This is a genomic window from Pantoea vagans (assembly GCF_004792415.1).
Lineage (GTDB): Bacteria > Pseudomonadota > Gammaproteobacteria > Enterobacterales > Enterobacteriaceae > Pantoea > Pantoea vagans.
This window is the reverse complement of record NZ_CP038853.1, coordinates 767,374-780,638: the sequence shown is the minus strand read 5'-3', so window position 1 is coordinate 780,638 and position 13,265 is coordinate 767,374. Positions and strand designations below refer to the sequence as shown.

At 54.6% G+C, this 13,265-nt stretch carries 11 protein-coding genes and 1 other RNA gene; 3 read left to right on the top strand and 9 right to left on the bottom strand.

Annotation, left to right across the window (positions count from 1 at the left end):
* Positions 1-30 precede the first annotated feature (30 nt).
* A non-coding RNA gene (gene ssrS, locus EGO56_RS03800) (6S RNA) lies at positions 31-214 on the top strand.
* 91 nt (positions 215-305) lie between these two features.
* A complete protein-coding gene (locus tag EGO56_RS03795) occupies positions 306-899 on the top strand; it encodes a 5-formyltetrahydrofolate cyclo-ligase (RefSeq protein WP_135910519.1) in 594 nt (197 codons plus the stop codon).
* Positions 900-1,061: 162 nt separating this feature from the next.
* Here the strand turns inward: EGO56_RS03795 and serA are convergent, their stop codons facing one another.
* Entirely contained in the window at positions 1,062-2,300 is a 1,239-nt protein-coding gene (gene serA / locus EGO56_RS03790; protein WP_033733680.1) for a phosphoglycerate dehydrogenase, read from the bottom strand.
* Positions 2,301-2,579: 279 nt separating this feature from the next.
* Entirely contained in the window at positions 2,580-3,239 is a 660-nt protein-coding gene (rpiA, locus tag EGO56_RS03785) for a ribose-5-phosphate isomerase RpiA (RefSeq protein WP_135907733.1), read from the bottom strand.
* A gap of 182 nt (positions 3,240-3,421) precedes the next feature.
* On the opposite strand from rpiA, the gene EGO56_RS03780 reads away from it, so the two are divergent.
* Complete coding sequence (locus EGO56_RS03780; RefSeq protein WP_010248822.1) at positions 3,422-4,327, top strand: LysR family transcriptional regulator ArgP; 906 nt, start codon at positions 3,422-3,424, stop codon at positions 4,325-4,327.
* Positions 4,328-4,672: 345 nt separating this feature from the next.
* Here EGO56_RS03780 and EGO56_RS03770 read toward each other — a convergent pair whose 3' ends face one another.
* From EGO56_RS03770 to tkt, 7 genes are all read right to left on the bottom strand, one after another.
* Complete coding sequence (locus EGO56_RS03770; protein WP_033784009.1) at positions 4,673-5,395, bottom strand: oxidative stress defense protein; 723 nt, start codon at positions 5,393-5,395, stop codon at positions 4,673-4,675.
* A 144-nt stretch (positions 5,396-5,539) separates the two neighbouring features.
* Positions 5,540-6,163 (bottom strand): arginine exporter ArgO, encoded by a 624-nt coding sequence (argO, locus tag EGO56_RS03765; protein WP_033784010.1) that lies wholly within the window; start codon positions 6,161-6,163, stop codon positions 5,540-5,542.
* A gap of 124 nt (positions 6,164-6,287) precedes the next feature.
* Positions 6,288-7,175, bottom strand: a complete 888-nt coding sequence (gene mscS, locus EGO56_RS03760; RefSeq protein WP_135907731.1) for a small-conductance mechanosensitive channel MscS — start codon at positions 7,173-7,175, stop codon at positions 6,288-6,290.
* A 192-nt stretch (positions 7,176-7,367) separates the two neighbouring features.
* The gene (gene fbaA / locus EGO56_RS03755; RefSeq protein WP_013358958.1) at positions 7,368-8,447 is read right to left on the bottom strand and encodes a class II fructose-bisphosphate aldolase; all 1,080 of its coding nucleotides are present in this window, start codon (positions 8,445-8,447) and stop codon (positions 7,368-7,370) included.
* Between the two features lie 105 nt (positions 8,448-8,552).
* The gene (gene pgk / locus EGO56_RS03750; RefSeq protein ID WP_135907730.1) at positions 8,553-9,716 is read right to left on the bottom strand and encodes a phosphoglycerate kinase; all 1,164 of its coding nucleotides are present in this window, start codon (positions 9,714-9,716) and stop codon (positions 8,553-8,555) included.
* A 51-nt stretch (positions 9,717-9,767) separates the two neighbouring features.
* The gene (epd, locus tag EGO56_RS03745; RefSeq protein WP_135907729.1) at positions 9,768-10,787 is read right to left on the bottom strand and encodes an erythrose-4-phosphate dehydrogenase; all 1,020 of its coding nucleotides are present in this window, start codon (positions 10,785-10,787) and stop codon (positions 9,768-9,770) included.
* A 312-nt stretch (positions 10,788-11,099) separates the two neighbouring features.
* Entirely contained in the window at positions 11,100-13,094 is a 1,995-nt protein-coding gene (gene tkt, locus EGO56_RS03740) for a transketolase (protein ID WP_135907728.1), read from the bottom strand.
* Positions 13,095-13,265: the final 171 nt, after the last annotated feature.

The window sequence follows — 13,265 nt, the reverse complement described above, 5'->3', positions numbered from 1 at the left end:
TTGCTATCGTTACAGCAACGGTGAGGTAAATTTTCTCTGAGATGTTTGCATGTGGGCCAGTCCCCTGAGCCGATATTTCGAAAAAACAGAATGTGACGCTCTGTAACCTGTGTGCATGCTCGGTTCGTCCGAGAAGCCTGATGGTTACGACGGCATGTTCACCTTGAACCAAGGGTTCAAGGGTTACAGCCTACGGCGGCATCTCGGAGATCTCCCTTCTGTAGTCCTGCTTTTTTCCCCGGACCGACATGTTATAGTCGCTGCACAGCGGCTTAAACGGCGGGGAAATCATGTCTGAACCTTCCATGTCATCACCTTCAATGTTACAGCGTCAGGAAATTCGTCAGCAGGTGCGCCATCTGCGTCGTGCCATGACGGATGAGCAGCAGGCTCAGGCCGCCGAACAGCTCGCTGAACTCGCCCTTAACTACGCCCCGCTCTCAACTGCACGCAATATTGCCCTGTTTTTATCTGTTGATGGTGAGCTGAATACCCGTCCGCTGATTGCCCGGCTCTGGCATCTGAAGAAAGCGGTCTATCTGCCGGTCTTACACCCTTTTTCCCCCGGTAATTTACTGTTTCTGCGCTACTCGCCCGATACACCACTGGTCCCGAATAAACTGCGCATTCCTGAACCGCCGCTCGATATCCGGCAGTTGATCACACTTGATCAACTGGATCTGATGCTGGTGCCGCTGGTGGCTTTTGATCAGCATGGGCAGCGACTGGGGATGGGCGGAGGCTTCTACGATCGCACGCTACAGAACTGGCGGCAGCACGGTTTTTTGCCGGTCGGTCTGGCACACGACTGTCAGCAGGTGGATAGCCTGCCGGTTGCAGAATGGGATGTGCCTTTGCCAGCGGTGATGACGCCGTCAAAGCTCTGGCAGTGGGAGTAGAATTGTTAAGAAACAGGCACGGTGAAGCGCCTGAGATTGCTGGCAATTGTGCCCTGTTAGCGGTGAGATCGAGACAGCGCAGGAAACACGATCAGATTTATCAGATTCAGGTTTCTCAATAGCCTGTAGCGCCACTAAACGCTACAGGCTGTAAAGATCCCCTTAGTAAAGCAAACGCGCGCGGATAGTGCCCGGAATCGCCTTCATCAGCTGCAGTGCGTTCTCTGCCACTTCTGGCTCTGCATCAATGTCGATAACCACATAACCCATAAACGGCGAGGTCTGCAGATACTGCGCGGCGATGTTGATGCCCTGCTCTGCGAAGATCTGGTTAATGGCCGTCAGCACGCCGGGACGGTTTTCATGGATGTGCAGCAGACGACTGGCGCTGATACCGTGAATCGGCAGTGATACTTCCGGGAAGTTAACAGCCGAGAGAGTCGAGCCGTTATCGGAATATTTCGCCAGCTTACCCGCTACTTCAATTCCGATGTTCTCCTGCGCTTCTTCTGTCGAGCCGCCAATGTGTGGCGTCAGGATCACGTTGTCGAACTCACTCAGTGGAGAGATAAACGGCTCGCTGTTGGTAGCAGGCTCGGTCGGGAAGACATCGATGGCTGCGCCACCCACATGCTTGCTGGCCAGGGCATCACACAGCGCCGGAATATCCACGACGGTACCGCGTGAGGCGTTAATCAGCAGCGCACCGGGTTTCATCTGCGCCAGTTGCTCTGCACCGATCATATCCTGTGTAGAGGCGGTTTCCGGCACGTGCAGGCTGACAACGTCGCTCATGTTGAGCAGATCGGCCAGATGGCGTACCTGGGTGGCATTACCCAGCGGCAGCTTATTTTCAATATCGTAGAAGAAAACATGCATGCCCAGGCTTTCTGCCAGTACGCCCAGCTGCATCCCGATGTGGCCGTAACCGATAATACCCAGCTTTTTGCCACGCGCTTCAAATGAGCCTTTGGCAATCTTATTCCAGATACCACGGTGTGCTTTCGCATTCGCTTCGGGGATGCCACGCAGCATCAGCAGCATCTCACCAATGACCAGTTCTGCCACCGAGCGGGTATTCGAGAACGGCGCGTTGAATACCGGAATACCCCGGCTCGCAGCCGCCTGCAGATCAACCTGGTTGGTGCCGATACAGAAACAGCCAACGGCGACCAGCTTTTCAGCCGCCGCAAAAATCTCTTCAGTGAGCTGGGAGCGGGAACGGATACCAATGAAGTGCGCATCGCGGATCGATGCTTTTAACGCGTCGGAGTCCAGTGCGCCCTTGTGGAATTCGATGTTGGTGTAGCCTGCAGCCCGCAGATTCTCCAGCGCGCTCTGATGGACACCTTCCACCAGCAGGAACTTAATCTTATCTTTTTCCAGTGATACCTTTGCCATTTCCCGATCCTATTCAGCATTCAATGAGGACTACCATAAGCCAGCCTTCTGTCAAAATATCAAAAAAATCGCGTCCGGCAATACAAACGATTGCCCGGCAGCCAGCACGGCAACGGCTGACAGCAGCACATTGCCGGACAAAATCATGATGTCAGCGGTGAAGAGAGAACGAACCTACTGTCGATGACGGTTATGTGACATAAGTCACCAAATTTCACCGACGTGAGAAAAGATGATTTGCAGGCAGAAATAACCGGCGCCTTTACAGCGCCAGACAGATCATTTTTTGATGGTTTTCACGCCATCAGGACCGCCAATCAATGCGATATCGGCCCCGCGCGCGGCAAAAAGACCAACGGTAACGACGCCAGGCAAGGCATTGATGGTTTTTTCGAGCTCAATCGGATCGAGAATGCGCAGATTATGCACATCAAGAATAATGTTGCCGTTATCGGTCACCACGTTCTGACGATACTCAGGTAAGCCGCCCATTTTCACCAGCTGGCGCGCCACGTAACTGCGCGCCATCGGAATCACTTCGACTGGCAGCGGAAAACGCCCCAGCACATCGACCTCTTTTGAGGCGTCAGCAATGCAGATAAAGGTCTCGGCCACCGCGGCTACGATCTTTTCACGCGTCAGCGCTGCGCCGCCGCCTTTGATCATCTGCATCTGTGGGTTGATCTCATCCGCGCCATCAACGTAAACCGACAGCAGGTCAATCTCGTTCAGATCGAACACCTGAATGCCCAGGCTTTTCAGCTTCTGGGTAGAAGCGTCGGAGCTGGAGACGGCACCTTCGATCTGATGCCTGATCGTGGCCAGCGCATCAATAAAGTGGGCAGCGGTGGATCCGGTGCCTACACCAACAACGGTGCCCGGCTGCACATAGTCAAGTGCAGCCCAGCCAACGGCTTTTTTCAGTTCATCCTGGGTCATGGTATGTTTAAAACCTGTGCGACAACGAAGTGCGCGTAGTATAAAACAAGGCTTGCTGAAAATGCTCGGCTGTCCGACGTGGATTTATCGCTTTGGAAGCCAGTCCACAAAAAACAAGCGAGCCATCACAGGTGACACTTTTGTGGCATAGTGACGTCCACCCTGAAGGAGAGAGAAGAAGAATGAAACGCCCGGATTATCGAACGCTTCAGGCGCTGGATTCAGTGATCCGCGAACGCGGCTTTGAGCGTGCCGCACAAAAGTTGTGTATCACCCAATCGGCGGTTTCACAGCGTATCAAGCAACTGGAGAACCTGTTTGGTCAGCCGCTGCTGGTGCGTACCGTGCCGCCGCGTCCGACTGAACAGGGGCAAAAACTGCTGGCGTTGCTGCATCAGGTGGAGCTGCTGGAAGAGGAGTGGCTGGGCGATGAGAACAGTGGCACCACGCCGCTACTGCTGTCGCTGGCGGTCAATGCCGACAGTCTGGCGACCTGGCTGCTGCCTGCGCTGAAAGATGTGCTGGCAGATTCCCCTGTCCGTCTGAATCTGCAGGTCGAAGATGAAACCCGCACTCAGGAGCGTCTGCGTCGGGGTGAAGTAGTAGGTGCAGTGAGTATTCAGCCGCAGCCGCTGCCCAGTTGCCTGGTGGATCAGCTCGGCGCGCTCGACTATCTGTTTGTCGCGTCCCGTGATTTTGCCGATCGCTTCTTCCCTAACGGCGTCACCCGCTCAGCCCTGCTGAAAGCGCCTGCAGTGGCGTTTGACCATCTTGATGATATGCATCAGGCCTTCCTGCAGCAGAACTTTGATCTTTCACCCGGCAGCGTGCCCTGCCACATCGTGAACTCCTCTGAAGCCTTTGTGCAGATGGCGCGGCAGGGTTCAACCTGCTGTATGATCCCGCATCTTCAGATCGAGCGTGAGCTGGCAAGCGGTGAGTTAATCGATTTGACGCCGGGATTGTGTCAGCGCCGGATGCTCTACTGGCATCGGTTTGCGCCGGAGAGCCGCTTAATGCGTCGGGTGACCGATGCGCTGATTGCGCATGGACATCGGGTGCTGCGTCAGGATGACGTGGCAGCCTGAAAACAAAAACGGGGCGAAAGCCCCGTTTTTTGTTGCTGACAAATCGGGATAACCAGGAGTCTTACAACAACAGAAAAGTTAAACGCGAAGGGAACAGGGTCAGAAGAGGAAAGCGTCCCGCGGCCTGGGACAAAAAAGCCGGGAGCGTTTTTGAACAACGCAACGCGTTGGCCCGGTCACGGGCGCACCTCAGGGATGAGGTGCGTAATTGTGCGGGACGAGCGGCCAGGGATTGGCCTTAGCGACTTTCCGATCTGACCCTGTTTCCTGTGCAGTCACCGTCTCACAGCGAACCGGGCCAGGTTTTGTCAACAATCTCAAACGGGGCATCAGCCCCGTTTTGCATTATGGCGTGTTGGGCTTGAGCTCAAACACCACATCGACCTGATCGTCAAAGTTGATGCTCTGCTGATCGTAGGTTTCCTGCGCCGACGTATCTGCCGCGGCTGCCGCTTTATACATGCGGTTCATTGGCATCGGCTGATAGTTGGCAACCTGATAACGAATGCTGTAGATGGATCCCAGCTTCGCGTTGAAGCCTTCAGCCAGCTGTGAGGCCTGCTGAGTCGCGTTTTTAATCGCGGCTTTACGCGCCTGCTCTTTGTAGCTTTCCGGGTTTGCCACGCCTAACTCAACGCTGCGTACCTCATTCAGACCGGACTTCAGCGCCCCGTCCAGCAGATCGTTCAGCTTGTCCAGCTGACGCAGGGTGACCTGCACCTGACGCACCGCACGATAGCCTTTCAGTACCGATTTACCCTCTTTGGTGTAATCATACTCAGGCTGTGTGCTCAGGTTAGCTGCATCGATATCTTTCTTCTCAATGCCGTTTTTCTGCAGAAAATCGAAATATTGCGCAACCCGGCTATCCGCCTGCTTTTTCGCATCTGCAGCATCTTTCGACGACACGTTCACCACGATTGAGAGCGTCGCGATATCGGGACGGGCATCGACCGTTGCCTTGCCTGAGGTCACCACGTGCGGTCCGTTAGGTAACTCATCAGCGTGTACGCCAGGCAATGCCCCGGCGCTCATGATTGCGGCCAGAGCCAATGCTTTCAGTTTCATGAAAGTCCTCCTTGAAAAGGTCACTATGACGGCTTCCAACCGGCGAAGCCCAACAGCGCATCGGTATGCGCCATGCTTTGAGTGGTCATTATGGCAAAAGTTCGCCTGCGGTGCGGCAATTACCGCCACGGATCGCAGCCGGGATCAAAAACCGGCAATGCCCTGGCGCGCCAGCTGCAGGGCGATAAACCACATCACCGCGCCCACCAGCAGGTTAATGATGCGCTGGGCTTTCGCGGTACGCAGGCGCGGTGAGAGCCACGCGGCCAGCAGGGCCAGGCCGAAGAACCAGAGGATTGACGCACTGATGGTGCCCAGCGCGAACCACTGACGCGCCGTGGTGGTCGGCAACTGACCGCCAAGACTGCCCAGCACCACAAAGGTGTCGAGGTAGACGTGCGGATTGAGCCAGGTTACCGCCAGCAGCGTCGCAATGATGCGTCCCCTGCTCTGCTTTAACGGCTCACCATCCGTCAGATCGGCCTCACCGCGAAAAGCACTGCGCAACGCGCCCCAGCCATACCACAGCAGAAAAGCCACGCCCGCCCAGGTGATGACCATCAGCAGCAGCGGAGACTGGCTCAGCAAGGCGCTGCCGCCAAAGATGCCGCCGCATATCAGCAGAATATCGCTCAGCGAGCAGAGTGCCGCCGTCATCAGATGGTACTGACGTTTTACACCCTGATTCATCACAAATGCGTTTTGCGGCCCCAGCGGTAGTATCAGCGCGGCGCCGAGGGCAAGCCCCTGAAAGTAGAGAGATATCATAGCATTACGTCCTCACATGGTCAGATGCGAAGAAGTATAAAGAGAGGAAATGATTAGCGGAAATTGAAAGAATTAATCTGCGATTAGCAAAATTAATGGGCGACGGGCGCCGCCCATTGACCGGTTACTGCGCCTGCGGCTGAGTTTCTGGCGTGGTTGCGTCCGACTGTCTGACGCGATGCAAATGCACATCCATCTGCGGATAAGGAATACCGATTCCTTTGCCATCCAGCGCACGCTTGAAGTTCTTCAGCAGGTCCCAGTAAACGTCCTGCAGATCGCCGCTGTTGCTCCAGCAGCGCACCACAAAGTTCATGGAAGAAGCGGCCAGCTCATTCAGACCAACCTGCACGCCTTTATCCTGCAATACACGGCTGTCAGCATCGACCACTTCACGCAGCAGCGTCAGAACCTCATCAACATCGGCATCGTAAGAGACGCCAATGATAAATTCATTACGGCGAACCGGCTCACGCGAGAAGTTAACGATGTTTCCGGCAAGAATTTTACCGTTAGGTACCACCACTCGCTTGCCGTCGGCTGACTTAAGCGTCGTGGAGAAGATCTGCACGTTCATTACCGTACCCATGATCCCACCCAGATCAACGAACTCACCGGCACGGAAGTGACGGAAAATCACCAGCAGTACGCCCGCAGCAAGGTTTGACAGAGAGTCTTTTAATGCCAGACCGACAGCCAGACCGGCTGCACCAAGGATGGCGATGACCGAGGTTGTCTGGACACCAATGCGCCCGAGTGCCGCGATAAGTGTGAAGGCGATAATACCGTAGCGCACCAGCGCCGACAGAAAATCAGCAACGGTCGTATCAATATGACGCGCGCGCAGCAGACGATTAACGGTATTAGAGATGATGCGTGCAATCATCATCCCCACAAAGATAATCGCAATAGCTGCGACAATGTTTACCGCATAGCTAATCAGCAGCTCCTGATTGCGTACTATCCAGTTACCCGCGTTGTTGAGCTCATCAAACATACCCGTATCCTGCATGGAACCATCCTGTAATTAAATTGCCCGGGGAAATAACAACACATTGCCAGAACCGCTCTGACAATCCCTGACAAAAGGGTAAACAATAAATGGCGGTGTGCCAAACCTGCATGGCTTTTGACACAAATCTGACGAAAAAAGGCCAAAAAAAAGGCCCTTTCGGGCCTTTTTTGTACGATAACTGAATGTCAGTTACAGCACGTCGACAGCGTTAAGCTCTTTGAAAGCCTGCTCCAGACGCACGACCATAGAGGCCTGGGCAGAACGCAGCCAGACGCGTGGGTCGTAGTATTTTTTGTTTGGCTTGTCGTCGCCTTCCGGGTTACCCAGCTGCGACTGCAGATAGCCTTCATTCTTTTTGTAGTACTGCAGGATGCCGTCCCAGGTTGCCCACTGGGTATCGGTATCGATGTTCATCTTGATCACGCCGTAGCTGATAGACTCTTCGATTTCTGCAGCTGAAGAACCTGAACCGCCGTGGAAAACGAAGTCCAGCGCGTTGTGCGGCAGGCCATGTTTTTCACACACATATTTCTGCGAATCGCGCAGAATGGTTGGGGTCAGTTTCACGTTACCTGGCTTGTAAACGCCGTGTACGTTACCGAATGAAGCCGCAATGGTGAAGCGCGGGCTGATCGCATGCAGTTTTTCGTACGCGTAGTTCACATCTTCCGGCTGAGTGTAGAGTGCAGAAGCGTCCATGTGGCTGTTATCCACGCCATCTTCTTCACCACCGGTGCAGCCCAGTTCGATTTCCAGCGTCATGTCGAGTTTCGCCATGCGCGCCAGGTATTTGCTGCTGATCTCGATGTTCTCTTCCAGAGACTCTTCTGACAGGTCGATCATGTGAGAAGAGAACAGTGGTTTACCGTTTTTCTGGAAATACTCTTCACCTGCGTCCAGCAGACCGTCGATCCATGGCAGCAGTTTCTTGGCACAGTGGTCAGTGTGCAGGATAACCGGCACGCCATACTGCTCAGCCATCAGGTGAACATGATGTGCACCCGCGATAGCGCCGAAAATGGCCGCGCCCTGTGGTTTATCAGTCTTGAAGCCTTTACCCGCGATAAATGCAGCACCGCCGTTAGAGAACTGGATGATGATTGGCGCTTTAACTTTCGCAGCGGCTTCCAGTGCGGCATTGATAGAGTCGGTGCCGACGCAGTTTACGGCTGGCAGTGCGAATTTGTTCTCTTTCGCAACTTTGAAGATCTTCTGTACGTCATCACCAGTGACAACGCCGGGTTTTACGAAATCAAAAATTTTAGACATGATTGTGTCCTGTTTCGTGACCGTTGTTCCCGCTCGGGAACAACGATTTAAACGCCCAGACGGGCAAGACTTCAGGCGATGCCGCCAGGCATCACCCCCAAAGGATTACTGCTTCGCACGCTCTTCCAGCATAGCAACTGCAGGCAGTTTTTTGCCTTCAACGAATTCAAGGAACGCGCCGCCGCCGGTAGAGATGTAGGAAATTTTGTCTTCAATGCCGAACAGGTCGATAGCCGCTAAGGTATCGCCACCGCCAGCAACAGAGAAGGCATCGCTGTCTGCAATGGCGTTCGCTACGATCTCGGTGCCTTTACGGAAGTTAGGGAACTCAAACACGCCCACCGGGCCGTTCCACAGGATGGTTTTAGCATCCTTCAGGATAGCCGCCATCGCATGTGCGGTTTCGTCACCAAAGTCCATAATCTCTTCGTTATCCGCTACTTCCGAAACCTTTTTCACGGTCGCTGGCGCAGTTTCAGAGAATTCTGTGCCGACGCGTGAGTCAGTTGGAACCGGGATACCGTGCTGATCGCGCAGGCCTTTGGCCGCTTCAACGAAGTCTGGTTCATAGAGTGATTTACCGACATTGTTGTCGATAGCCACGAAGGTGTTCGCGATGCCGCCGCCCACAATCACGGTGTCCGCGATTTTGACCAGAGACTGCAGCACGTCAAATTTGGTTGAGACTTTAGAACCGCCAACGACAGCCACCAGCGGACGTTCCGGGTTGCTCATGACTTTACCCAGCGCTTCCAGTTCTGCTGAAAGCAGCGGGCCAGCACAGGCGATAGGAGCAAATTTGCCGACGCCGTGGGTAGACGCCTGCGCACGGTGCGCAGTACCAAAGGCGTCCATCACAAATACGTCGCACAGTGCAGCATATTTTTTAGACAGCGCTTCGTCGTCTTTCTTTTCGCCTTTGTTGAAGCGAACGTTTTCCAGCACAACCAGGTCGCCAGCGCCGACTTCAACGCCATCGAGGTAATCTTTTGCCAGGGTCACATTGGTGCCGCTCAGCTTCTCTTTCAGGTAGTTAACTACCGGCAGCAGCGAGAACTCTTCGTTGTACTCACCTTCGGTCGGACGACCCAGGTGGGAGGTAACCATTACTTTCGCGCCCTGTTTCAACGCCGCTTCAATGGTTGGCAGAGAAGCACGGATACGTGCATCAGACGTCACTTTACCTTCTTTAACTGGTACGTTCAGATCGGCACGGATCAGAACGCGTTTGCCAGCCAGATCCAGATCGGTCATCTTAATTACAGACATGGTGAACCCTCTCGTTGATTCTCATAAGTTTTGCCAGACGCAAACCGCGTCTTACCTGAAACCGCTTGCGGCCATCGCTAACGTCGTGTCGAGCATTCGGTTAGCAAAGCCCCATTCGTTGTCACACCAGACCAGGGTCTTGATAAGGTGTTGACCGCTGACCCGCGTTTGTGTTCCATCCACAATGGCACTGTGCGGATCATGGTTAAAATCTACTGAGACTAACGGTAATTCCGTATAGTCAACTATACCACGAAATGCCCCTTCTGCCGCGCTCCGCAACAGGGTGTTAACATCACACGCTGTCACCGCGTTATGCACAGAAACGCTGAGATCAATGGCCGTCACGTTAATCGTCGGGACGCGAACGGCTATCGCCTCAAAGCGATCGTTGAATTTCGGAAAAATACGGGTAATGCCAGCCGCCAGACGCGTATCCACTGGAATGATCGACTGACTGGCTGCGCGTGTGCGGCGCAGATCGCTGTGATAAGCGTCGATCACCTGCTGATCGTGCATCGCCGAGTGGATCGTAGTGACGGTGCCGGATTCGATTCCAAACGCATCATCCAGCAGCTTAATCACCGGAATAATGCAGTTCGTCGTACAGGAGGCGTTGGAGACGATGCGGTCACTGGCGGTCAGTGCCTGCTGGTTAACGCCATACACCACCGTGGCGTCGAGATCGTTGCCGCCGGGATGAGAGAAAAGCACTTTTTTAGCGCCGGCCTGCAGATGCGCTTCGCCATCAGCCCGCGAGCCATAGACGCCGGTACAGTCCAGCACCACATCCACGTCAAGTTCACGCCAGGGCAAATCGGCAATCTCTGCACGGTGCAGAATACGCAGGGTATCTCCCCCCACCCACATCACATCGCGCTCCTGACGGACGTCGAAAGCAAAACGGCCATGGCTGGTGTCGTATTTCAGCAGGTGTGCCATACCGGTGGCTTCTGCCAGCTCGTTAATGGCGACCACAGTGATCTCTGCACGCCGGCCCGTTTCATAGAGCGCGCGCAGGACGTTGCGTCCAATCCGGCCAAAACCATTTATCGCTACCCGTACCGTCATTTCTCTCCTGCCACGTCAGACTGAAAAAACGTGCCGTTAGCCTGAGCGTTTCACTGCATTTTGTACAGGAGATTCTTACCCGGCATTGTCCGAAATCAGGGCGGTGTGCACAGCGACTGAAACGGTTCAGCCACAATAATAGAAGGAAGGAATAACAGGAATGACTGTGATCAATCTGACTGCTTAAATTTGGATCTGCGTCACAAATTCAGGCCATAGTCAGTTATTACTGGAGGAATAATAAATAGAGGGGCGAAAATTTCGCCCCTTTTCTTTTACTGCCAGACGGCAACAGACCCGCCTGGCCGGGTTTTACGCCAGCAGCGCCTTCGCTTTCGCGACCACGTTGTCGACGGTGAAGCCAAACAGTTCAAACAGCTGATCCGCAGGTGCAGATTCGCCGAAGCTGGTCATACCCACGATAGCGCCGTTCAGGCCGGTGTATTTGAACCAGTAATCCGCGATGCCCGCTTCGATAGCGACGCGCGCGCTGACGGCTTTCGGCAGCACAGATTCGCGGTACTCATCGCTCTGCTTGTCGAAAGCATCTGTTGACGGCATAGAGACCACGCGTACCTTGCGGCCTTCGCTGGTGAGTTTGTCCCAGGCACCGACAGCCAGTTCAACTTCTGAACCGGTAGCGATCAGGATCAGCTCAGGGGTGCCGTCGCAATCTTTCAGTACATAACCGCCACGTGCCACGTTGGCCAGCTGTGCAGCGTCACGTTCCTGCTGCGCCAGGTTCTGACGAGAGAAGATCAGTGCTGTCGGGCCATCCTGACGTTCGATGGCATATTTCCACGCCACGGCAGATTCAACCTGGTCACACGGACGCCACAGGCTCATGTTTGGTGTGGTACGCAGGCTCGCCATCTGCTCAACCGGCTGATGCGTCGGACCATCTTCGCCCAGACCGATAGAGTCGTGGGTGTAGACCATGATCTGACGGATCTTCATCAGTGCCGCCATACGCGCTGCATTACGCGCATATTCAACGAACATCAGGAAGGTGGCGGTGTACGGCAGGAAGCCGCCATGCAGCGCCAGGCCATTAGCGATAGCGGTCATACCGAACTCGCGCACGCCGTAATGGATGTAGTTACCCGCTGCATCTTCGTTGATTGGCTTGGAGCCAGACCAGATAGTCAGGTTGCTCGGTGCCAGGTCGGCTGAGCCGCCCAGGTATTCCGGCAGAATTTTACCAAAGGCTTCGATAGCGTTCTGTGAGGCTTTACGGCTGGCGATCTTCGCCGGGTTCGCCTGCAGCTGCTCAACGAACTTCTGCGACTCTTCCTGCCAGTTAGCAGGCAGTTCGTTGCTGACGCGACGTTTGAACTCGGCAGCCAGTTCAGGATGTGCCTGCGCATACGCAGCGAATTTCTCATCCCATGCAGACTCTTTTGCCTTGCCAGCTTCTTTCGCGTCCCACTCTGCGTAGATGTCAGAAGGAATAACGAATGGCGCGTGGTTCCAGCCCAGCTGTCTGCGGGTCAGTGCCACTTCGTCATCACCCAGCGGTGCGCCGTGTGAATCATGCGTACCCGCTTTGTTCGGTGAACCAAAGCCGATAACGGTTTTGCACATCAGCAGTGAAGGCTTGTCGCTGACGCTTTTCGCTTCGTCGATCGCTTTCGCAATCGCGTCCGCATCGTGACCATCAACGCCGCGCACCACGTGCCAGCCGTACGCTTCAAAGCGCTTCGCGGTGTCATCGGTGAACCAGCCATCAATGTGACCGTCGATAGAGATGCCGTTGTCATCATAGAACGCAACCAGTTTGCCCAGCTTCAGCGTACCTGCCAGTGAGCAGACTTCGTGAGAAATACCTTCCATCATGCAGCCATCACCCATGAAGACATAGGTGTTGTGGTCTACGATGTCATGACCCGGACGGTTGAACTGTGCGGCCAGCGTGCGTTCCGCAATGGCGAAGCCGACTGCGTTCGCGATGCCCTGCCCCAGCGGACCGGTGGTGGTTTCAACGCCCACGGTGTAGCCATATTCAGGGTGACCTGGAGTTTTTGAGTGCAGCTGGCGGAAGTTTTCCAGCTCGCTCAGTGGCAGATCGTAGCCGGTCAGGTGCAGCAGGCTATAGATCAGCATGGAGCCGTGACCGTTAGAGAGGACGAAACGGTCGCGGTCGGCCCACAGCGGGTTGGTTGGGTTGTGGTTCAGGTAGCCGCGCCAGAGTACTTCAGCGATGTCCGCCATGCCCATTGGGGCACCCGGATGTCCCGATTTCGCTTTCTGTACTGCATCCATACTTAACGCACGAATGGCGTTGGCAAGCTCTTTACGAGAGGGCATTTTCTACTCCAGGTCGGATTAATGCTTCGCGCCTTAACTTATTGTTATTAATGAGTTAGTGGGCAAAACAAGGAAAAAGTTGCCCATCAATGTACATGAAAATCGGGGCAAAAGTACATGCTGTAAAACGCTAAATGTAACCGCTTCGTATGGCTTTTCCGGCCAACTCTG

Bases quoted from the DNA above. Each gene is read 5' to 3' on its own strand.
- rpiA (WP_135907733.1), bottom strand. From the start codon at position 3,239: ATGACCCAGGATGAACTGAAAAAAGCCGTTGGCTGGGCTGCACTTGAC.
- argO (WP_033784010.1), bottom strand. From the start codon at position 6,163: ATGATATCTCTCTACTTTCAGGGGCTTGCCCTCGGCGCCGCGCTGATA.
- EGO56_RS03795 (WP_135910519.1), top strand. From the start codon at position 306: ATGTCATCACCTTCAATGTTACAGCGTCAGGAAATTCGTCAGCAGGTG.
- serA (WP_033733680.1), bottom strand. From the start codon at position 2,300: ATGGCAAAGGTATCACTGGAAAAAGATAAGATTAAGTTCCTGCTGGTG.
- pgk (WP_135907730.1), bottom strand. From the start codon at position 9,716: ATGTCTGTAATTAAGATGACCGATCTGGATCTGGCTGGCAAACGCGTT.
- tkt (WP_135907728.1), bottom strand. From the start codon at position 13,094: ATGCCCTCTCGTAAAGAGCTTGCCAACGCCATTCGTGCGTTAAGTATG.
- epd (WP_135907729.1), bottom strand. From the start codon at position 10,787: ATGACGGTACGGGTAGCGATAAATGGTTTTGGCCGGATTGGACGCAAC.
- mscS (WP_135907731.1), bottom strand. From the start codon at position 7,175: ATGCAGGATACGGGTATGTTTGATGAGCTCAACAACGCGGGTAACTGG.
- EGO56_RS03780 (WP_010248822.1), top strand. From the start codon at position 3,422: ATGAAACGCCCGGATTATCGAACGCTTCAGGCGCTGGATTCAGTGATC.
- EGO56_RS03770 (WP_033784009.1), bottom strand. From the start codon at position 5,395: ATGAAACTGAAAGCATTGGCTCTGGCCGCAATCATGAGCGCCGGGGCA.
- fbaA (WP_013358958.1), bottom strand. From the start codon at position 8,447: ATGTCTAAAATTTTTGATTTCGTAAAACCCGGCGTTGTCACTGGTGAT.